Genomic DNA, 22,048 nt, shown 5'->3' with positions numbered 1-22,048 from the left:
GGGGAGCTTTGTAAAAGAGTTAAATGTAAATATAAAATAACAATTTAAAACCTTTGGCCTTGTGGCGGATAAGGGATAATATAATACGTATGGTTTAATGAGCCTCCATTAGGAAAATCTTGCAGGCTTATTAATCAGTACTTACAACTTAGTTTGTTTCTACTTTATAATTCTGAAAAATAATCCATCTTTTATAAAAGTTCAAATAACAAACCTTTTAACCACAAAGATTTCATTTGTGCTTTCTTTAATTTGGCATCAACAGCTAACTGCTTTTCTTTTACCTCTATCAATTTTGATTCTCTAGAATTTACCATAAATAAAGAACTTTCACCAAGTCTTAATTTCATTTCTTCCCCGTTTAACAACTGCTCGCTTGCTCTGTAAGTTCTATTTAACACATTAAGCTGATTTTGTAGGACAATTAACTCACTATTATTCTGATTTAATTTATTTTGCAAATCATTTTCAACTACTTTTTGCTCTAATTCTGTTTGTCTAATTTTAATCTTAGCTTCTGCCAAATCTCCCCTAGCTTTAGAAAATGTTAACGGAAAAGAGAAACGCACATTCACTTTATTATTCTCATTCCAATACGTAGGATTTATGTTTCTTAAAGCACTACCGCCTTGATTAAGTAATCCTAAACTTACACCTAACTCGGGTTTTAAGCTTTCTGCTTTAAGTCTTCTTTCAATATTCAAATCACTAATTTTGAAATTATAGCTTAATAACTTTGGGTTATTAATAATGTCAGTTTGCGCCGTTAAAGGGACTTCAATGTTGTTTGAAGGTATTATATTTAGCTTTTCAACATCAACTGGTAAGTTGCCTGTTAACCATAAAAAGGTGCTTAACATGTATTTAGCCTGTTGTAACTCTAACTGAGCCTGTTGCCATTGTACCTCGCGTTGTTGTACGTTAACCATTGCCTCTACAGTATCAATTGCCGGTTTATCACCACCTAAAAACCCTAGCCTTGTTGCCTCATATCTTGTTCTGGCTAAGCCTAGTGCATTATCATAAACTTGGGCCGTTAGGTATTTATTTTGCCAGTTTATAAAGTTCTCGGCGGCGTCTTGAAACAAATCGTTTAAAATTCTAACTTGTTCATTTTGGCTTGATTGCTCAAAAATACTAGCTTGCTTAAACGCAGCCCTACGGCTATCCATTAACAATCCTTTACCTAATTGAAAACTTAACCCGGCATAGCTTAAACCTTCACTAGGTAATTTACTCTCGGGATTAAGATATGAGCCTTCTGCTTGGCTGTATGAGCCCTTTAATTCTAACCCGTACCATAAAGGTAGTTTTACTTGCGGCGTTAAAAAAGAATAATACTCTGTACCGTCATAAAATTTTCTATCAAATTCAGCATCTAATTTTGGGTCAAAACCACCTAAAGCTTGTGTTTTTCTTGCCTTAGCCAAATCTGCCAGTAATTTTGCCTGCACAGTTACCGGATGATTTATTTTTACAATATTGATGAAATCAGTAAAAGTAAGCGTATCTAAAGTTTGCGCTTTTAGCTCAGAACAAAAGAAAACCATTAAGAAAAGCAAATAATAACCTAATCTCATTATTTTTTCTTTTTAGTATCCGAAACTCCTGAAGTTTGTTGGTAATACTCTGGTGGAAAACCATTTAACTGTCTCCATAACTCATAGATGAGTGGTACATCTTTTAAAAGGGCTATGCTTTTTGCGCCTGCACCAAATCTTAGTTCTTTTGGCCAAGCTTTACCACCATTTGGAACCACCCATACCTTAAAATTTCCATTCAAATCAGTTGATTGATCAATAGCTTTGACTTTACCGTCAAAAACACCATAAGATGCATCTGGCCAGCCAGAAAAAACAATTGCAGGAAAACCATCAAACTGTAGTTGTACCTTTTGCCCTATAGACATAAGCGGCATGTTTAATGGTGAAATTGCAATTTCTACAGCTGCGTCAAAATCATCGGGTACAATTTGCATTAATGTTTCTCCATCCTTTACAGTTTCTCCTAAACCTGCTTTTACAGTTTGTACAACCTGCCCAGATTGAGGCGCAATTATAGTATAAAAGCTTTGTCTTTGTTTGTAATTTTGAAACTGATTTTTGAGCTTTGCAATTTCTCCTTCTGTTGATGAAACCTGAGAAAGTGCCGTAAAACGTTCTCCGTTAACCTTAGAAATTTTTTCGCCGTACTCTTGTTCTGCTCCAAATAAATCTAATTTAATGTTTAATAGCTCGTTCTTGCTGTTAAAATATTTATTTTCTGCACTTATTTTTTTTGAAAGTGCATCTTGATAGTATTGTTGTTTTTGTTCTAATTCTGTTAAAGATTTTAAACCAGCATCATACAATTGTTGCTGTCTTATTTGCTGTTCTGTAGAAATTTTAAGCTGACTTATCGCCGCATTATAAGCCATACTATCAGATTGTACTGTTAAAATGTACTGCCCTAGCTTGTTTCTAAGTTGATCCATTTTGAAACCTAAAGCACTAACTAAAGCGTCTTCCTGCTGGTTTGCAGTACCCGCTTTTTGCTTATAAAATTCCACTGCTTCACCCTTAGCGTTAATTTGTTCATCAACTCTTTCTAGTAAAGATTCATCTAAATACTCTTCTTTAATCTCACTTATTTGCAATAAAGTATCTCCTTTATTTACTCTTTGTCCGTCTCGGATATACCATTTAATTATCCTACCTGGAATAATACTATTAATTTGTTGTGGCCTTTGATTTGGGCTAATAGAAGAAACTGTACCAATTGATTGAACATTTTGTGTCCAAGGCAATAGCAGCACTATAGTTGCAAAACCTAATAGCCATAAAAATACTTTAAACAAAATATTAGAAGGTTTGCTAATCATCATTTTTCCAAATGATCCAAACTTCATTAACTTATCTGTATGTGTTTTAGATTGTAAAAACATGTTTCTTATTTAATTTTACCGTTTTCCATGATGTAAACTTTGTCACATTTAGCGGCAAATTCATCATCATCTGTAATTGCAATTAAAGTGAAATCACTATTTTTTGCGGTAAGGTAATCTGTTATTTTCGTTATCGTTTCAGAGTCTATTCTCATCCAACCTTCATCTAATAATATCAATGATGGTTTTTTTAAAATACACCTAGCTATTAAAATTTTTTGTGCAATATTGAAAGAAAGCTTTTTGCCTTGTGGGTCTAACATTGCCTCAAAGGCATCAGGTCTTCCGTTAACAAATTCATTTAAACCAACCAACGCTACAACTTTTTGTAGTTCCATGAAATTTGAAATAGGTTTGCCTAATGTTAGGTTTTCTAACAGGGTACCTGCAAATAATTCATCTTCTGTAAAGTGAAATGCAATTTCTCTATGAAATATTTCTGGAGAAATATTTTGAATTGGATTTCTATTGAACAAAAACTGACCCTCAAAGTTTGGCCACATTCCAGTTAAGAATTTCAGCAATGTTGATTTACCAGAATTTTCAAATCCTTTAATACAAACTTTTTCACCTGGTGCTATTTCAAGATTTAGATTTTTCAAAACCTTATTTTTATTATCGTACCCAAATGATAAATTTTTAATAGAAATTTCTGCCGCAGCTTTAAACTGCCAATTTTCTGGTGTTATTAAAGCATCATCTTGGTCTTGCGGTTTATCTAAAACTTTATTAATTTTTTCTAATGATGTTAGTACGTCATAAACTAATTCTAAACTCACAATTAATTTCTCTAAAGCATTAATTATTGTTATAATAATGATTTCGGTTGCAATAAACTGCCCTAAATTTATTACCTGATTAACAAACAAAAGTGCACCTACAACTAGCATTGTTGCAGTAATAATCACTTTAAAACCAATAATAACTCTGTATTGAAAAATTAAAACTTTAAAGTGCTTATTACGAGCATCTAAATAACCAGAAACCAATTCATCTGTGCGGTTTAGGTGTAGGTCTGTTTGTTGGTTAAATTTAAAGGTTTTTATACTTCTACTCAACTCTTCTAACCAACTTGCAACACTATATTTATAGTCAGATTCTTCTATGCTGGTTTGAAAACCTTTTGAACTACTTTGATAAAATATAAACAAGCCTGCAAGAAACAATAAAAACCCAAATATTATAAATATTGGGTGGTAAAAACCTAGTAAAATTAACCCGAAAAATATTTGTATAGTTGCAGTTGGTAAATCTAATAATAGTTTAGACAAACCTTTTTGTAATGTTGCTGTATCAAAAAACCTATTTACAAGCTCTGGTAAGTAGTAATTGTCAATACTTGATAATTTTATTTTTGGTATTCTGTAAGAGTATGCAAACGTTAGCCGTGTAAAAATATGCTGCTGCAAGTTTTCTATCATGCGCATTTGTTGTATCTGGAAATATCCATTTAATAAAACCCCAAAAACTACCAAAACTATTAAAACAATTAAAGAAGTGCTAATAGTTACCCCAAACATTAAATTGATAATTGCCTGAATACCTAATGGAATGGATAGCAGTATAATTCCATTTAACAGAGCATATATGTACACACTTTGAATTTCAGCTTTTTCGAGATTTATTACTTGAAATAGTTTTTTTATTGCTGCTCTTAACGAACTTTTTTCTGCCATTCTTTTATTCTTTATATAGAACTTGAGGTTTAAACAACCTTTTTAATGTTAATGTTTGGTGGAAATTTTTAATTAGCCACAACTTTTTATAAATATTACAAATTTAACGTTTTAAATCTTCTTTTATTAAAAGTTTTAAAGTATTTATTGCATTTATTGTAATATTAATTCAATAATAAACGATATTTAATAATTATAGTATTAATTCATCAATAAAGTTACCTTTTAGGTATTCATTTACTCTTAAACAATCAAAACATTAGTAATATTATAAGCCTAGGTTAGCTATCTATAATTATTAAATAACCGCTATACCAATTTTACAAAAATCTCTTTTTTAAATCATTAGTTTTTATTTATACTTGTAATAGTAAACATAACACATAATTATGAATTATACGTTAAATCAATTACAGATTTTCTTAAAAATTGCACAAACACAAAGTGTTACCAAAGCTGCAGAAGAATTGCATTTAACACAACCAGCAGTTTCAATACAGCTAAGAAATTTACAATTACAGTTTGATATACCGTTAACCGAGGTTGTTGGACGCAGAATTTATATTACAGATTTTGGAAAAGAACTTGCAGAAGCGGCAGAAAATATCCTTAATCAGGTTCATGCAATTAACTTTAAAACTCAAGCGTTTAAAGGCCAATTAACTGGCAAACTAAAATTATCTGTAGTTTCTACTGGGAAATATATAATGCCTTTTTTTATTACTGATTTTGTAGGGCAACATGCTGGTGTTGAATTACAAATTGACGTTACTAATAAAAAGGGCGTATTAAGAAGTTTGGAAAATAATGAAGTTGATTTTGCGCTGGTTTCCGTTTTGCCAAGTACTTTAAATATAGAAAAGTTAGACCTTTTACAAAATAAGCTATTTTTAATGGGTGGATTAAAAAATGAATATCAAAAAACCATTTATGATAAAACACTTTTAAGCACTTTACCTATTATTTTTAGAGAAAAAGGTTCTGGTACAAGACAAATTATGCAAGATTTTATGGATAAAAATAATATATCTATCCTAAAAAAAATGGAATTAACATCTAATGAAGCAGTAAAACAAGCAGTTATAGCAGGTATGGGTTATTCTATTATGCCATTAATTGGTGTAAAAAATGAGCTAAATAATAATGATTTACAAATTATCCCTGTGAAGGGTTTACCTATAACCTCTACTTGGAGTTTGATATGGTTAAAAGGAAAAAACCACTCGCCAGCGGCACAAAACTTTTTAAAATATTTAAAAGAAGAAAAAGAGAATATTATACATAGCAAATTTGATTGGTATGAGAAGTATTGATTTTAAATGCTGAATGCTAAATATGGAAAGCTTAAACGCTGCTTTTCTAGAAAACAAAATCATCCCTTTACAGAGATGATTTTGTTTTTTAAGAGTTATTATAAGAATTTTATTTCCTCTATTTTATTGCAATCTACGCTACAGTTTCGACTTCATTAGTTTTGTACAATTTTGGAGCACCTTCTTTAAGCGGATCCATAACTAATAAATAAATCCATTGGTTGGTAATTAAGCTTTTTAAATTTGGGTTTTTGTCTAAAATCGCAGTTACTCTTTCTAAAGGAGCTTCAATAATAACCGATAATCTTAAAGGTTGATGATACATTTCATCATCTGTTGCTTTAACAGATTGTAGTGGTATGCCTACTTTCAAGTCTCCGCCGTTTCCTTGCACTACACCAAATTGCCCAGTTACGTTGTGGGTAATTTTTGTACCTCCGCCAAACCTATCGTTATCAACTGTAGAAAAGTAATAGTGATTATTTATCCATTGCGTAACTGTCATTGGCCCTTGCATAATGGCTTCTAAAAGATCGCCACTATCGTCTTTTCTCCAATCATAAGATTGTAAAAAGCACCTGCTTTCTAAATCTACGTTTTTCGACAAATTTCTAGGACCAATAATAAATCCGCCGTTTTTTGCTAAGCCCCATTCTGGTCTGGTTTCTGCCCAGTTATTGGCTTTTTTGTAAACATGGTTTATTTCATCGCTCGCTAATCCTCTTCTTTGTTTTATGGCAATTAATTGCGCTTTCTTTAAATTTACTTTTAAAGCTTTCAAATATTCATGATGTGATGCCGGCACTTGCCCATCAAAAAGTACAATATCTTCTGTTGTGGTGTTATGTTCTGCACCTATAAAAACTGTATTAGATGGTATAAATAAATTATGTTCTGCTGCTAAAGCTTCTTTTACTTCGGTTAAGTTTGCTAAACTAGCCAACATTCTGGCATTGTTTCTTCCGGGGCTAGCTGCACAAGCACCGCAATCCAAGCTTGAACCAAATGGGTTGTTTTTTGAATGACTGCCATGCCCAGCAAATACAACCAAGGGAGCAAATTTTTGCCAGCCCATTACTGCAAAAGCGGAGTTCACAATTGCCACTTTTTCTGCCAATGGAATGCTTGCTAAAGTATCATCAGTTAAATGGCTGTGTTGAATTTTAGTATCGCAAAAACTTTCATGAGGTTTTGAATTTTTTTGTTCAATTTGATAAAGTTTGGCTGGGAACAGTGATCTTGCCACCAAAGAAGCTCCATAAATTAAACCCGAACCTTCTACATATCCAAACGCAGATGGTAACATGTTTTTTAACCTTTTAAAAAAGTAATTCTTAAACTTTAAATCTTCGGCGGTTTTTTTAAAACTTACCAGTTCGGCGGTTTTGTTTGTATAACAGCTTTCGGAAATTGTATAGGCAGATCCAACTATCAGCGGACAAGATTTTCTGATTATACCGGTGTTTAAATCTTTATAATCTGCAGCAATTCCAAAAAAGCCAGCAAAACCAAATGTTTCGTACTTGCCTTGTGCTTCAATATGTCTTCTTAACAGTTCTGATCTGGTATCAATACAAAAAACCAATTGTGCGTCTGGTATTTCGTCTGCAATTATTACATCTTCAACAGTAGTTTGTTTTTTCTCCAGTTTTTGAACCAACTTATTCTGCAAACTTTTTTCCCAAGCTTTTAACCATATATATTGCAGTTTTGCTTGTTCTTTTTGAGCTGTCCTGTCTTTTTTTGGGGCAACTATTTGCGCCTGAATTCTATTTGCAACCCAAAGCCTAACCGCCAAATAATCTGTTAAAGTGATAGGATATTTTTGTTGCCAATCTGTATTATTTTCTGCTCTGTATTTAATGTAGCCTGTCCAACCGGCCAAAGCTGCAATGTGATATTCAAATATTTGTAGGTATTCTTTATCTGTATAAACTTTAAGCGCTTGTTGTAAAGCGTTTGTAGCATCTATTGGGATTTCATTTAAAGATTTTACTCCAAGTTTACCATCATACTTTGCTAATTTTCTCCAGGCGGAGTAAAAACCTTCTGTTCTGTTGGGCATTTCCCATTCTGCCATTCCCTCATCTAAAAATGCGCTCAACCATTTTACCATCATGGTATCTAAATTATGGTTTGCGTTTTCTTCTTGTAAAGGTTTGCTATTTTCTATTTGTTGCAAATAAAAATCTGGAGATTCCATGTAGCCATCGGCGATAAGCATATTTTTTAAAACCTGCTCGTCAATCTCATTAATATCCCAAGCCTGTTGGTAAACCGAAGCTGTTGGAAAAAAAGAACCTGAAAAGTATTTTTGCGCACTTTCTGTAGCATCAAAAAAGGTATCTTTTTCATAACCAGAAAGTGGATTTGACGTTACAAAAGCATATAAGGGAAAAGTTTTGCCAACTACGCTTGATGCTTCTTCAATAAGTTTAATAAAGTTTAGATTGCTCATTTTTATTTGCTTTTAAACATTAATACAGTTTTGTGATAGGGTTGCGAATCATTCATTAGCTTAACATAAAGCCAAGAAAAATTGCGGTAAGCGCCAAGCTTCATCATAAAGAAGCCTGTTAAAAATATTACTCCAAATACAATTTGTGTAAGGTTTAAAGGTAAAGGCACATCTGCCATTGGAGTTGTTGCCATTAGGTGTGTTACGCCATTATAAATTAATGCGTAAATACTTATCCCTATTAAAAATAATACAGGCGGAATGTATGCCTTTTGCCAAATGGTTAGGTTGCTTTGCTTAACAATATTGTAAGTAATTTGCCCTACTGTTATGGCAACAATTAGTGTTAAAAAAATACTGCTATTAATTTCGGTTCCTTTACCTGTTAATAATGCAAAAAGATAAGCGCCTACCGTACCAAAGAAAAGCACAACCACAGCTTGCAAAGGTTTAATTACAATTTTTTCTGGTTTTTCTGGCTTTGTTTGCTCAATGCTTTCGCCAGATGAAAGAAACAAATAAGCTTTATAAAAACCATGTAGAATAAGATGTACAACGGCAGCATTAAAAAAACCTAAACCACATTGCATAATCATAAAACCCATTTGGGCAATGGTAGAACAACCTAATTTTTGTTTCACATTTGCTTGTAAAAGCTTGGTAAACTGGGCTATTATTGCGGTAAGGCCGCCGATGACTAATAATATAGTAAAAGTATTTGATGCAAATATTAAAGGAGCGAAGAGCGCTAATAAAATTCCAGCTCCGTTTACAAAACCTGCATGCATTAATGCTGATGCTGGCGTTGGAGCTGTCATTGCAGAAAGTAACCACCTATGAAAAGGATATATTGCAGATTGAATGATTGCTGCAACAATGATTAATAAACCCGCAATAATTAGTGTGCTTTGCCTAAGATTAGGAAGATTTTGAATAATTGCCTCTAAGGTGAAAGCATTGGTTTGAAAAGCTAATAATAAAACACCTGCACTTAAAAAACTTGTACCTAATAAAAAATATTTTTGAGCAAACTTTCTTGCCTCTTGTGCTTCGCCCCATTTTGCATTTACGCCTATTAGGTTTGCCATAAAAACGCCCATTGTAAACCACGATGCTAATAAGAGTATAATGTGATTTGAAGCAATAAATAACATTACAGAAAATGTAAAGCCTAAACTTAAAACTATAAACTTTTTGTGGTATGTAAATCCTGTGAGATAGTATTTGCTATAAGTGCTTAATATGGCACTAAAAAATGTAACAGTTGTCCAAATAAGTAATGTAAAACCATTAATGCGAATAATATTTGACCAATAGATGGTTTGCATATTTGCAAAATTTACAGCTAAGTAAATAGCGTTTCCTAAAAACAGTACCCACAAAAAAATGTTGGTAGAATTAGAGAAAGTGGCAGCTGAATTTGATTTATTTTTTAATAAACTGAGCGAATGATTAGAACTTGGATGTGAAAGTGTAGAAGTTGTATTCATATTCAAATTTTTAGAGTTTTTAACTCCGCAAATTTGAAAAAACTAATACATAAATTTTTATTTATGTTTATTATATATTGTATTTAAATTATTTATGATTAAAAAAAGGCTTTAAAGACTTTAACTATACAAGCCTTTAAAACCTAAATTAAGTGGAATAAAAATTAGAACTTAAGAACCCTTTTTAAGTTTTCCTTTGTATTCGGCTTTAAATTTCTCGTAACGTGGTATCGATACATTTTTAATATATGGATTCATGCTTCCTTTTCCTCCATTAATATAATCTTGGTGGTATTCTTCTGCCTCGTAAAAAGCATCCAGTTTTTTTAACTGAGTAACTAAAGGGTTTTTAAACCTATTTGAAGCACTAATCGCTTTAATTTCATTCATGGCAACTTCTTTTTCAGCTTCTGTGTTGTAAAAAAGAATGGAGCGATAAGAACTTCCTCTATCTGGCCCTTGTTGGTCTTTTGTTGTAGGATCATGCGACGCAAAAAACACTTTTACCAATTCTGCATAGCTAATTATTTGAGGGTCGTAATAAACCAATACCGTTTCTGCATGGCCCGTAGTTTCAGTATTCACTAAATCATAAGTTGGGTTAAGTGTTGTACCGCCGGCATAGCCAGATATTACATCTTTAACACCAACAACTGCTTCAAAAATATGTTCGGTACACCAAAAGCAACCAGAGGCAAAAGCAGCAACGGCTTCTCCTTTGGCTGGTGTTAAATTCATTTTTAAATCTTTTTGGGTTTTATTTGAGTTAGATTGTCCGTTACTACTGCATGCAGTAATAACAATGGCCAATAAACTTAAACTAAATAGTTTTATATACTTTTTCATAATATTTTAAATGCTTTGTTTGTTTAACAACGCATTACGTTACTAAAAAGTTTTAAGCAAGTTTATCCTGCCCAATTTTCTCTATCTAAACTTCTAAAGTGGATAGCTTCAGCTAAGTGTTCTATCCCTATTTCTTCGCTTTGTGCTAAATCTGCAATGGTGCGGGCTACTTTCAAAATTCTATCGTAAGCTCTGGCAGATAAACCAAGTTTTTCCATTGCCTTTTTTAACAGTAACTGCCCGGTATCGTTTATCTTACAAATTACCCTTACCATTTGCGGACTCATTTGCGCATTGCAATAAATGTTTTCATGTTCTTCAAAACGTTTTTCTTGCATTAACCTAGCTTTTATTACCCTTTCTCTAATAATTTCGCTTTTCTCTGCTTGTCTTTCTGACGCTAATTCATCAAAATTAACTGGCGTTACTTCTACATGTAAATCTATTCTGTCTAACAATGGTCCACTCACTTTGCTTAAATACTTTTGTACAACACCAGGTGCACAAACACATTCCTTTTCGGGGTGGTTGTAATACCCACAAGGGCAAGGATTCATAGCTGCAATTAGCATAAAACTTGCAGGGTAATCAACAGACATTCTGGCTCTGGCAATGGTTACCCTCCGTTCTTCTAAGGGCTGACGCATTACTTCTAAAACGGTACGTTTAAACTCGGGTAATTCATCTAAAAACAAAACACCGTTATGAGCTAAAGAAATTTCGCCCGGTTGCGGATTGCTGCCTCCACCAACCAAAGCAACATCAGAAACGGTATGATGAGGTGAGCGGAATGGCCTTCTGGTAATTAATGCATCTGTTGCTGATAGTTTACCAGCAACAGAATGTATTTTAGTGGTTTCTAAAGCCTCAAATAAATTTAAAGGGGGCAAAATTGTTGGCAAACGTTTGGCAAGCATAGTTTTTCCTGCTCCTGGCGGACCAATTAAAATTGCGTTATGACCACCAGCAGCAGCAATTTCTAAAGACCGTTTAATGTTTTCTTGCCCTTTTACGTCTGCAAAATCAGCATCATAATTACCCAATGCATGGTAAAATTCGTCTCTGGTATCAACTATAGTTAACGCTGGTTTAATTCCTTTGGCAAAAAAATCAATCACTTGGTTAATGTGGCTAATTCCGTAAACTTCAATATCACTTACAATGGCAGCTTCTCGGGCATTTTGCTCTGGCAATATAAAACCTTTAAACTTTTCTTTTTTTGCTTGTATTGATATTGGTAAGGCGCCCTTTATGGGTTTAACTTCTCCATCTAAAGACAGTTCGCCCATAATAATATATTCGCCAATTTGATCTGCAGGTATTTGGTTTGATGCAGCTAATATTCCAGTAGCAATAGTTAAATCATAAGCAGAGCCTTCTTTTCTAATATCTGCTGGAGCCATGTTTACCACTATTTTTTGCCTTGGCATACGGCAACCGCTTGATGTTACTGCACTTTCTATACGTAACATGCTTTCTTTTACCGCATTATCTGGTAAACCCACAATAAAATACTTATTGCCTGAGGTAATGTTAACTTCAACCGTAATATTTATTGCTTCTACACCATAAACGGCACTTCCATAGGTTTTTACAGGCATCATTCGTTAGCTAAAATTGAATAGTTGAAAGTATAAAAAAATAGCGATATAATACTAATGCTTGTTTTTTTGATGGAGATGTTCAATTCAACATCCTAAATAGTTAATTTCTGATTTATGTAAATTGAGAATAGAGTTTATGTAAATTGAGAATAAAAGCTATGCAAATTGAGAATAGAATTTATGTAAATTGAGAATAAATCAATATATTGTGAGCTATTTAATAGAATTAGCTTTTATGAATGATTTTATAACTAGACAAATTGCCCCAATTATAGAGAGTCAGAAGACTAAATTTCCTATTTTGGCACTTACGGGGCCGAGGCAATCTGGCAAAACCACTTTACTAAAGCAATTATTTAGTGATTATAGATACATCAATTTAGAGAACCCAAGTATTCGTTCTTTTGCTACGGATGATCCACTTGGATTTTTGAATCAATATAATGATAAAGTTATTTTAGATGAAGTACAAAGAGTACCTGAGCTTTTTTCTTATTTACAAGAAAGGGTAGATGAATTCCAAATAATGGGACAATACATATTATCAGGTTCTCAAAACTTTCATTTACTAAATAACATTACTCAAACATTGGCAGGTAGGGTAGCTTTATTTAAGCTGCTTCCGTTTGATTTTAAAGAGTTAAAGCAAAATCAGTTATTAGATGCCTCTTATCCTAAAGCTGCAATAAAGGGGTTTTATCCTCCAATATTTGATAGAAATATAAATCCTTCCATTTTTTACGCTAACTATATTCAAACCTATATAGAAAAGGACGTAACAGAGCTGTTAAATATTAGAGATTTAAAACAATTTAGAACTTTTATAAGTTTGTGTGCCGCCAGAGCTGGTCAATTACTTAATTATAGCGCATTAGCAAACGAATGTGATATTACACATAATACGGCTAAAGCTTGGCTTTCGATATTAGAAAGCAGCTATGTGATTTTCCTGCTGCAACCTTACCATCAAAATTTTAACAAAAGGTTGGTTAAAAGTCCGAAACTATATTTTTATGATACTGGACTTTTAACGCATTTATTGGGAATAAGAAATGCTGATGAAGTAGTTGAAAACAGATTGAAAGGCCAGATATTTGAGAATATGGTAGTAGCAGAATATCAAAAACAAAACCACCATTCTTATTTGCTAAGGGATTACTATTTTTGGCAAGATAGCAATGCAAACGAGGTTGATTTAATGTTGAAAGATATCCAAGGCTTTTCAATTTTTGAAATCAAAGCTACCGAAACAATAAGCAACACTTTATTTAAGGAAATGGACAAATTTGAAGAAATTGCTTCTCCAACAAAAGTGCGAAAAACCTTAATTTATGGCGGCGATGAAAATCAAAACAGAACTAAATATTCGGTTTTAAGTTGGAAAAACGTTTCTGATGAATAAGTATAAGTTCACTAAAAAAAGCCTAATTAAACCCTACTTCAATAAAGCATCTATACTATTATAAGCTACAGAATGATAATTAGGCCTTGCTTCTTTGTAAATGCTTTTTGCTAAAGTTTTACCTGCTGGCGTTTTTGCCATTTCTTTATAAATTGGCATTAAAAATTTACGACGACCAACATTAATTAAAAAATTTTTGATAGCCGCATTGGCTGGTATATAATTTCTTTTAACTGCCAATGTGTACCAAGCGCATTGTATTTCGGCGTTGCCAGAATTTGTGAAATTAAATTGTTTATCAATACTCGTCATTAATGAAGTATTAATATTAGCAGGTAAAGTATTAATGAAATATAATTTTTGGTTAGTGTTATTTATAGCTTTACCTAAACCAACTACATCATTTTTTTGCATCAATTGTTTTTGAAGGTCATCAATTTTAGAGAAACTTGCACTTACAGGCACTTTAAATTCTTTTGGCAAACCGGGTTGATAAACCCAAGCATAAGAATTTATTTCTGCTTTTAGTTTTTCATCTCCTTTAATTAACAAAGCATTCAACTCGTCTAAAAAAACATCGTTTGTAATACTTTGAAAAGCATGTCTGTTAAAATAAGCTTTTAAAAATTCGTCAAATTTTTCACGCCCAACCGCTGCTTCAATATTTTTAAGAAAGAAATAGCCTTTTTCATAAGCTACATCAGAAACACCTCCATCAGGGTCGCGTTTTGTAAAGTCAACTTTTAAACGGGTATCAGGATTTTTATCGCCCATTTCGGCAATGGTTTCTTTTAAACTGTTATAACCTAAAACCTCTTGCATTTGCGCTTCATCTTTACCGTACAAACTTTCTACAATTCTGCGTTCAAAATAAACAGTAAAACCTTCGTTCAGCCAAAAGTCGTTCCATGTAGCGTTGGTAACTAAGTTTCCACTCCAGCTGTGTGCAAGTTCATGGGCTATTAAACTTACCAAAGACCTATCGCCAGCAATAACTGTTGGTGTAGCAAAAGTAAGCATTGGGTTTTCCATCCCTCCAAAAGGGAAACTTGGTGGCAATACCAAAACATCATATTTTCCCCAACGGTAATCGCCATAAATTTTTTCGGCAGCGGTTATCATTTTACCCATATCGGCAAATTCATACGCTACTTTATTAAGCATTGTGGGCTCGGCATATACGCCACTTCTCTTATCAATTGCTTTAAAAGTAATATCACCTACAGCCAAAGCCATTAAATAGCTTGGAATTGCATTTTTTTGTTCAAATTGGTAAACACCATCTGGGTTTATTTTGGTTGGGTTTTGCGCACTCATTAGAGCCATTAAGCCTTTTGGAACCGTAATTTTAGCGTTGTAGGTAAACCTGATACCAGGACTATCTTGTGAAGGAATCCAACTGCGCCCTAAAATTGCTTGAGACTGTGTAAACAAAAATGGTTGATTTTTTCCGGCCGTTTGCTGTGGGTTTAACCATTGTAAAGCAGGTGCATTTTCACCTGTATTGTAGTAAATATGCACTTTTTTAGTGTCAGCGTTTATAGGTACGCTTAAAGGTTGGCCAGTAAATTTCTCCACATCGCCTAAGGCAAAAAACACACCTGAGGTATCGTTATCTAAAGTTACTTTTGTGATATTTAAACCTTGGCTATCAAAAACAATTTCATTTATTTCACCAATATGTTTAATATCCCAAGACGCGACACCACTTAAAACTTGATCCTCAAAATTTACATCTAAAGTTAAATTTAAATGGGTTGCAATATTTTCATTTGGATTTGAAAACGAGTGAGGATCTGTACGTTGAAGAGGTTCGGCAATGGTTTCCTGATTTGTAGTTTTAGTATTATTTGTACAAGAAAACAGAATTGTGATAACACTTAAAAACAAAATTTTCCTCATCATTTGTATAAATTTTTTAATCTATTTAAACCTAACGGTAACACGCACCGTTTGCGCCACACCATCTGCAGAACCATTCCAGCCGCCTTTATAGTCTTTAATTAAAGAAATAGCTTTTTCATCGGCAATTTTACTCAGTGATTTTAGTGTTTTAAAATCTTGAAGGTTGCCATTAGGTAATATAGTAAAAGATACCTGAACTCTTCCTTTTTGCCCGTTTATTGGGCTTGCATTATTATCTAAATATTCTTTAAATAACCTCCAACCCTTTTTGGGTCCAGCGGTGGAGTTTACATCAGTTGGTACTGTAGTACCATAACCAACCACAACCACTTCAGAAAGTGAAGCTTCAGAAGGTTTTAAAGCAATAATTAAAGAGTCATTTTTATTTATAGTCTTGCTTTGTGTTTCGTATCCTATATAACTTATACTTAAATCGGTTTTGTTACCGGCATCAATAACAAATTCTCCTTTTAAATCTGTTTGTTTGGTAAGCCCTGTTTTGGTGTCTTTTACAGTAACTCCCGGTAAAGCTGTTCCGTCTGTTTCATCAATAATTTTACCTTTTATAAGCTGAGTACTTACTGTTTTTGCAGCTCTTAAAGCTCTCCCTGCAAAAAATTCTTCTGTTTTAACACCAGCAACGGCGCCAACTAAATCTTTTTTATATTGGCTGCCATAACCAACAACAACAACCTCGTTTAAATTTTTTGAAGTATCTTTCATTGCTGCTTTGGCCATAGGTTCCACAACAATTTCATTTTCTGCAATGTAAACTTCGTTTTTTTGCAAGGGTTGTTCTGGAGCTGCAAAAGCTACACTACCATCCAAATTTATTGCTTTTTCATCTTCAAGAGTAACATTGTTTTCTGCTAATTTCTTATCAGCGGCTTCAACTTTTAGTTTTTCAGCTTTCGGGATGTTTTCTTTCTCTTGCAACTCATTTAAAGCAATGGTTTTATTTTCTGGTGTTTGGTTAAAATAAATGCTAATTATCGCTATGCCAAAAACAATGGAAGCGGCAATACTCCACTGTTTAAAACCCCAGTACGCACTAAATAATTTCTTTTCTTTTTCTAACCTGTGGGCTAAACTATTATTTAACTCATTAATATCTGAATTAGATACTCCAATAATTTCGTAACCATCTAAAGCATCTTGCAAAAACGGATCGTCCAAAGCCCTTGCTTCCAACTGATTCATTTCAGTTGGGCTTAAGTCTCCGTTATGGTATTTACGGATAAGTTCTATGTCTTGATTGAGCTTATTCACCGTTTTTTTCTATGCAAATTTTTAAATTTCGTTTACCATTTTGTATGTAACTTTTCACCTTTTTTAAATCGTAACCCGTAACATCTGCAACTTGGGTGTAGCATTTTTGTTGAAGGTAAAAAAGCTTAACACTCCATTTTTGTTCTTCGGTTAAAGTTTCAATACATTTTTCCATTAAAACCAATTGGGCTTCTTTGGTATCATTATCATCATGATGCAAAAGCGGAGCAGATTCCACAAAGTTATCGTCAATGTTAACGATATTCATTTTTTTAGATTTCCGTAATTCCATTAAACAGAAATTTCTGCTTAAAACGTACAACCAGCTTTTAAAATTTTTTACTTCGTGGTTTTTGAGTTTTTCTATTAACTGTTCAAAAATTTGCATTACTGCGTCTTTACTTAATTCGGGTTCTTTAAAATATTTAAGGCAAACGCCGTAAACTAAAGGCATATAATCTTTGTATAAGCTTCCTAAAACCTGCAAATCGCCCGATTTTTTATACTTGGCAACCAAATGCTCATCGCTTAATGAAGAATTTTTTTCTGGTATTGTTGCCATGTATCCTCAATAATAAAAAAAATAGTTGGGCTGTTTATGGAAAACGATTTTTTTAAGCATCATGTTATCAAATTTAAAAAATAACGTTATGAAAAATCTATTCTCCCTTTTAATTATTGCACTTGTTTTTAGTGCTTTTAAAACCGATGACAGCAAGGTTATGAGCGGTTATGTTTATGACCAACAGCAAAATGCTTTAGCAGGTGCAATGGTTTCTGCCAAGCAGCAAAAATCTAATATTGTAAGTACTAATGGTAAAGGTTTTTTTAAAATAACAGTTTCGCAAAAAGAAAAAACGTTGGTAGTTTCTTTTGTAGGTTATCAAACAAAAGAAGTTACAGCAAGCAATAATGAGCTAAAAATCATTTTAGCAGCAAATGAGCAAAAACTGGAGGAAGTTGTTGTTGTTGGTTACGGAACGCAAAGGAAAGAGAGTTTAGGTGCTATTGCTGGGGTGCAAAGCTCTAAAACAATGCAAATTAGAGGTTTTGCTAACAATAACAGTTATTACGCACAAGATATTAATACAGAAAGCTATAGTGCCATTACAGAAAATGGTTTTAAAAGTTCAACAACAGACCCACTTTCTACTTTTTCTATTGATGTGGATGCGGCATCTTACAGTAATATGCGCAGGTTTATACAACGTGGACAATTGCCTCCAAAAGATGCCATACGCGTAGAAGAATTTATTAATTATTTTGGATATGATTATCCAGAGCCAAAAGGAAACGACCCTGTAAGTATAACAACTGATGTTGCTGATGCACCTTGGAATAAAAATCACCGTTTGGTGCGTATTGGCTTAAAAGCTAAAAGCATTAAAAACGAAAACCTTCCAGCTTCTAATTTGGTGTTTTTAATAGACGTATCTGGATCTATGCAAGGACCAGATAGGTTAGAATTGTTAAAAACCGCTATGAAATTATTAACCGACCAATTGCGCCCAAATGATAAAGTTGCCATAGTAGTTTATGCCGGTGCAGCTGGTTTGGTTTTGCCAAGCACTGGCGGAAATCAAAAAACTAAAATTAAAGAAGCTTTAAGTAATTTATCTGCCGGAGGCTCAACCGCTGGTGGCGCAGGAATTAAATTGGCTTACGAAACCGCAAAGAATAATTTTATTGAAGGTGGAAATAATAGGGTAATTTTAGCATCAGACGGCGACTTTAACGTTGGTGCAAGCAGTGATGCTGAAATGCAAAGAATGATTGAAGGTTACAGAAACGACGGTGTGTTTTTAAGTGTTTTAGGTTTTGGTAGCGGTAACTTAAAAGACAGTAAAATGGAAGCCATTGCGGATAAGGGAAATGGAAACTACGCTTATATTGATGGCATTAATGAAGCTAAAAAAGTTTTAATTAACGAGTTTGGGGGCACATTATTTACGGTAGCAAAAGATGTAAAACTGCAAATTGAATTTAACCCTGCAAAAGTGGAAGCTTACCGTTTAGTAGGTTACGAAAACAGGTTGTTAAACAACGAGGATTTTAAGGATGATAAAAAAGATGCTGGCGAAATGGGTGCTGGCCATACCGTAACTGCGCTTTACGAGATTATCCCGAAAGGATATAAAGATGAGTTTGTTAAAAAAACGGATGAGATGAAGTATCAGCAAAACAATTCGATTAAAAATTCTGACGAATTGCTAACTGTTAAAATGCGTTATAAAAACCCAGATGAAACTAAAAGTAAAGAGTTAAGTTTATCTTTGATAGATGATGGCAAAAAAATGGAACAAACAACTAAAGATTTTATGTTTGTTGCTGCTGTTGCCGAGTTTGGATTGTTAATTAAAGATTCGGAATTTAAACAAAATGCTAATTTTGACCATGCCATTGCTTTAGCTAAAAAAGGAAAAGGGATTGATGATAATGGTTACCGAGCAGAGTTTATACAATTAGTAGAAAACGCTAAACTGCTCACCAAAAACAATTTAATTGATCTCAGTTCAACTAATATTGAAGATTAATTTTCGTGATTATTTTAAAAGTAGAAACATTAATTACCGTAAATTCGCCCTTGTCTGTTGCGGAATAGATGAAACTGCTAAAGCACTGACTTTAATAGCATCAGGCGCAGGCGAGAGTATTTTGGGTACTTTTTTGCGGAAAAAAAGTATCTGCCAATGCCCGGCATAAGGGCAGGATAGACTGTGCGGATTTTGGACAAATTATAAATATAATTTCAGGTGAATAATAAAGTAATTACAAAAAATAACGATGAATAAAACGAATTATAAAATTGCAGTAATGATGATGCTTTTAATGGCATCATCAACTGCTTTTGCTCAAGTTAGCAAATTGTTAGATAAAGCTAAAACGGTTGCTAAAAGTACTACTGCAACAACCAGTTTAAGTCCAACTGATATTGCTACAGCATTAAAACAAGCTTTACAAATTGGAGCCACAAAAAGTGCCGATTTATTATCGACCCAAAATGGTTTTTTTGGAGACCAAGCGGTCAAAATTTTGTTTCCACCTGAAGCGCTTAAAGCCGAAGCTACTTTAAGAAAATTAGGCTTAAATAAAATGTGTGATGATGCTATTTTAAGTTTTAACAGAGCTGCCGAGGATGCCGCAAAAACAGCAAAGCCAATTTTTGTTAATGCAGTAAAACAAATGACCATTAAAGACGCAACAAATATTTTAATGGGCACCAATGATGCTGCCACCAATTATTTTAAAAAAACCACTACAGATTCTTTAACATCGGTTTTTAACCCAATTGTACAAAACAGCATTGATAAAGTTGGCGCAACAAAATACTATGCAGATGTAGCAAATAGGTATAATAAAGTACCTTTTGCTACCAAAATTAATCCCGATTTAAAAGATTACATAACTCAAATGGCTATTGATGGTTTATTTAAGAAAATTGCTGCCGAAGAATTAAAAATTAGAGAAAACAGCGCATTTAGACCAACAGATTTAATGAAGAAAGTTTTTGCACAGGCAGATAAGAATTAGGGTTTTTTAAAAATTAAATTGAATAGCTAGAACATTATTTTCCGGCTATTTTTATTTATTAACCTGAACTCGATTATTATCAAGCATTAATTTCCCTCATTTAGTCAAAGTACAAACATTAATTATCGTTAATTCGCCATTGTCTGGTGCGGTTTAGATAAAAAAAGTAAAAGCACTTCCATTCATAGCATCAGACGCAGGCGAGAGTTTTTGGGAACTTTTTTCGGAAAATAGTGCCTGCCAATGCCCGGCATGAGGGCAGGAAAGCCTGTGCGGTTTTGGGTTTAATTTAAAATGTAAGATTAGTAGCACTTTAAGCATAAATTAATAGTCGAACTGAGGTTATTAAATTTTATGGAGCTATTTTTGCCTTGTAATTAAAAATTATAAAATGAAAAAATTTGCCACAATAACCTTACTTTCTGCTACACTTTTATTTGCCAGTTGCGATACATTAAACCAATATTCTGGAGTAATTAACCAAGCCTTAGGCACTCCATCATCAACCGAGATGAGTTTGGGTTTAAAACAAGCCTTAGAGTTTGGTACAAATTATAGCGCCGAAAGATTATCTGCAAAAGATGGTTATTTAGGAAACCTAGCCGTTAAAATATTATTTCCAGAAGAAGCCCGTAAAGTTGAAAACGCCTTAAGAAGTGTAGGTTTGAACAGCCTATGCGATAATTTAATTACCAGCTTAAACAGGGCTGCAGAAAATGCCGCCCAAGAAGCAAAACCCATATTTGTAAACGCTATAAAGCAAATGAGTTTTACAGATGTAAGCAATATTTTGTTAGGAAGAGAAGATGCCGCAACACTCTATTTTAAAAGAACCACAAGCATTGCTTTGGCTGGTAAATTTAGCCCAATTATTAACAGTAGTTTAAGTAAAGTTGGCGCAACCCGCTACTGGGGAGACGTTACCAATACCTATAATCGCTTACCTTTGGTTAAGCCAATAAATACAGATTTAACTGCTTATGTAACCGATAAAGCTATTGATGGTTTATTTTTAGAAATAGCTAAAGAAGAATTAAAAATACGCCAAAATTTAGGCGCCAGAAGTACATCACTATTGCAAAAAGTTTTTGCATACGCAGATCAGCAAAAAAAGTAAATTTTAGTTTACAAATTTTTTTACAGAGCCTGAGTTTTTTTTCTGAAAGAACTTAGGCTTTTGCTTTTCTATAACAGCCTGTTCCGGCTATACACTACAAATCCTCGCTACGTTTCACTTGCTGTGGGTTTTCCGTTGCTATCCGGCTTATGAACAAAGTTTTCTCCATAAAAACCAAGAAAAGATCATTTAACGCTAATAAATTTTCATACGTAAAATATTAACCTGAACTAGACTATTACTGAAAATTAATATCCCTAATTTTTGTTAAAATATAAATGTTAAGATGATTCTATAGGTATAAATTATAACCACCAACCAACCAACCTTCAACCCTATTGATAAACTAGTGGAAGTTTATGAAGAGAATAAGCAATTGTACGAAAGATTATTAGTGAGTGAGAAAGAAAAAGTGGAACTATTGAAAAGGTAATTCTTTATGCTGGTTAAGAAACCCGTGTATAAACGGATATAATCGGATGTATATGAATATATCCGTTTTTTTGTTTCATTA

The 22,048-nt window shown here is 33.3% G+C and carries 15 protein-coding genes; 5 read left to right on the top strand and 10 right to left on the bottom strand.

Annotation, left to right across the window (positions count from 1 at the left end; translation table 11 throughout):
* Positions 1-191: 191 nt before the first annotated feature.
* The 3 genes from ACFSSE_RS04310 to ACFSSE_RS04300 are packed head-to-tail and all read right to left on the bottom strand — an operon-like array spanning position 192 to position 4,599.
* Positions 192-1,580, bottom strand: coding sequence for a TolC family protein (locus ACFSSE_RS04310; protein ID WP_379042394.1), 1,389 nt, complete (start codon positions 1,578-1,580; stop codon positions 192-194).
* Positions 1,580-2,923, bottom strand: coding sequence for an HlyD family secretion protein (locus ACFSSE_RS04305; protein WP_379042397.1), 1,344 nt, complete (start codon positions 2,921-2,923; stop codon positions 1,580-1,582). The genes ACFSSE_RS04310 and ACFSSE_RS04305 overlap by 1 nt, the downstream gene beginning before the upstream one ends.
* Before the next feature lie 5 nt (positions 2,924-2,928).
* Positions 2,929-4,599: a peptidase domain-containing ABC transporter gene (locus ACFSSE_RS04300; protein WP_379042400.1), complete on the bottom strand. Its 1,671-nt coding sequence runs from the start codon at positions 4,597-4,599 to the stop codon at positions 2,929-2,931.
* Between the two features lie 389 nt (positions 4,600-4,988).
* Here ACFSSE_RS04300 and ACFSSE_RS04295 point away from each other — a divergent pair, with 389 nt between their 5' ends.
* Positions 4,989-5,912, top strand: a complete 924-nt coding sequence (locus ACFSSE_RS04295; RefSeq protein WP_379042403.1) for a LysR family transcriptional regulator — start codon at positions 4,989-4,991, stop codon at positions 5,910-5,912.
* 133 nt (positions 5,913-6,045) lie between these two features.
* Here the strand turns inward: ACFSSE_RS04295 and ACFSSE_RS04290 are convergent, their stop codons facing one another.
* From ACFSSE_RS04290 to ACFSSE_RS04275, 4 genes are all read right to left on the bottom strand, one after another.
* Positions 6,046-8,370: a DUF2309 domain-containing protein gene (locus ACFSSE_RS04290; RefSeq protein ID WP_379042406.1), complete on the bottom strand. Its 2,325-nt coding sequence runs from the start codon at positions 8,368-8,370 to the stop codon at positions 6,046-6,048.
* A gap of 2 nt (positions 8,371-8,372) precedes the next feature.
* Positions 8,373-9,860 carry a proton-conducting transporter transmembrane domain-containing protein gene (locus ACFSSE_RS04285; protein WP_379042409.1) on the bottom strand — a complete coding sequence of 496 codons (1,488 nt, stop codon included), beginning with the start codon at positions 9,858-9,860 and terminating at the stop codon, positions 8,373-8,375.
* A 171-nt stretch (positions 9,861-10,031) separates the two neighbouring features.
* Complete coding sequence (msrA, locus tag ACFSSE_RS04280; protein WP_379042412.1) at positions 10,032-10,706, bottom strand: peptide-methionine (S)-S-oxide reductase MsrA; 675 nt, start codon at positions 10,704-10,706, stop codon at positions 10,032-10,034.
* Between the two features lie 62 nt (positions 10,707-10,768).
* Entirely contained in the window at positions 10,769-12,307 is a 1,539-nt protein-coding gene (locus tag ACFSSE_RS04275; RefSeq protein ID WP_379042436.1) for a YifB family Mg chelatase-like AAA ATPase, read from the bottom strand.
* A 238-nt stretch (positions 12,308-12,545) separates the two neighbouring features.
* Between ACFSSE_RS04275 and ACFSSE_RS04270 the strand changes: the two genes are divergently transcribed.
* Positions 12,546-13,712: an ATP-binding protein gene (locus ACFSSE_RS04270; RefSeq protein WP_379100737.1), complete on the top strand. Its 1,167-nt coding sequence runs from the start codon at positions 12,546-12,548 to the stop codon at positions 13,710-13,712.
* 33 nt (positions 13,713-13,745) lie between these two features.
* Here ACFSSE_RS04270 and ACFSSE_RS04265 read toward each other — a convergent pair whose 3' ends face one another.
* From ACFSSE_RS04265 to ACFSSE_RS04255, 3 genes are read right to left on the bottom strand one after another with little or no spacing between them, the layout of a single operon-like run.
* Positions 13,746-15,617, bottom strand: coding sequence for a M1 family metallopeptidase (locus ACFSSE_RS04265; RefSeq protein WP_379042418.1), 1,872 nt, complete (start codon positions 15,615-15,617; stop codon positions 13,746-13,748).
* A gap of 18 nt (positions 15,618-15,635) precedes the next feature.
* Complete coding sequence (locus tag ACFSSE_RS04260; protein WP_379042421.1) at positions 15,636-16,886, bottom strand: TonB family protein; 1,251 nt, start codon at positions 16,884-16,886, stop codon at positions 15,636-15,638.
* On the bottom strand, positions 16,879-17,448 hold the full coding sequence (locus tag ACFSSE_RS04255) for an RNA polymerase sigma factor (RefSeq protein WP_379042424.1): 570 nt from the start codon (positions 17,446-17,448) through the stop codon (positions 16,879-16,881). Before ACFSSE_RS04255 ends, ACFSSE_RS04260 begins: the two co-directional genes overlap by 8 nt.
* Before the next feature lie 88 nt (positions 17,449-17,536).
* Between ACFSSE_RS04255 and ACFSSE_RS04250 the strand changes: the two genes are divergently transcribed.
* The 3 genes from ACFSSE_RS04250 to ACFSSE_RS04240 all read left to right on the top strand — a co-directional run bounded on the left by ACFSSE_RS04250 (position 17,537) and on the right by ACFSSE_RS04240 (position 21,534).
* Positions 17,537-19,420 carry a vWA domain-containing protein gene (locus ACFSSE_RS04250; protein WP_379042427.1) on the top strand — a complete coding sequence of 628 codons (1,884 nt, stop codon included), beginning with the start codon at positions 17,537-17,539 and terminating at the stop codon, positions 19,418-19,420.
* Between the two features lie 250 nt (positions 19,421-19,670).
* Entirely contained in the window at positions 19,671-20,417 is a 747-nt protein-coding gene (locus ACFSSE_RS04245) for a DUF4197 domain-containing protein (protein ID WP_379042430.1), read from the top strand.
* Positions 20,418-20,808: 391 nt separating this feature from the next.
* Positions 20,809-21,534 (top strand): DUF4197 domain-containing protein, encoded by a 726-nt coding sequence (locus tag ACFSSE_RS04240; RefSeq protein WP_379042433.1) that lies wholly within the window; start codon positions 20,809-20,811, stop codon positions 21,532-21,534.
* Positions 21,535-22,048 lie beyond the last annotated feature (514 nt).

It is taken from the genome of Pedobacter alpinus (genome assembly GCF_042684645.1).
GTDB lineage: Bacteria > Bacteroidota > Bacteroidia > Sphingobacteriales > Sphingobacteriaceae > Pseudopedobacter > Pseudopedobacter alpinus.
The sequence above is the reverse complement of the archived record's forward strand: the minus strand, read 5'-3'. Positions and strand labels throughout refer to the sequence as shown.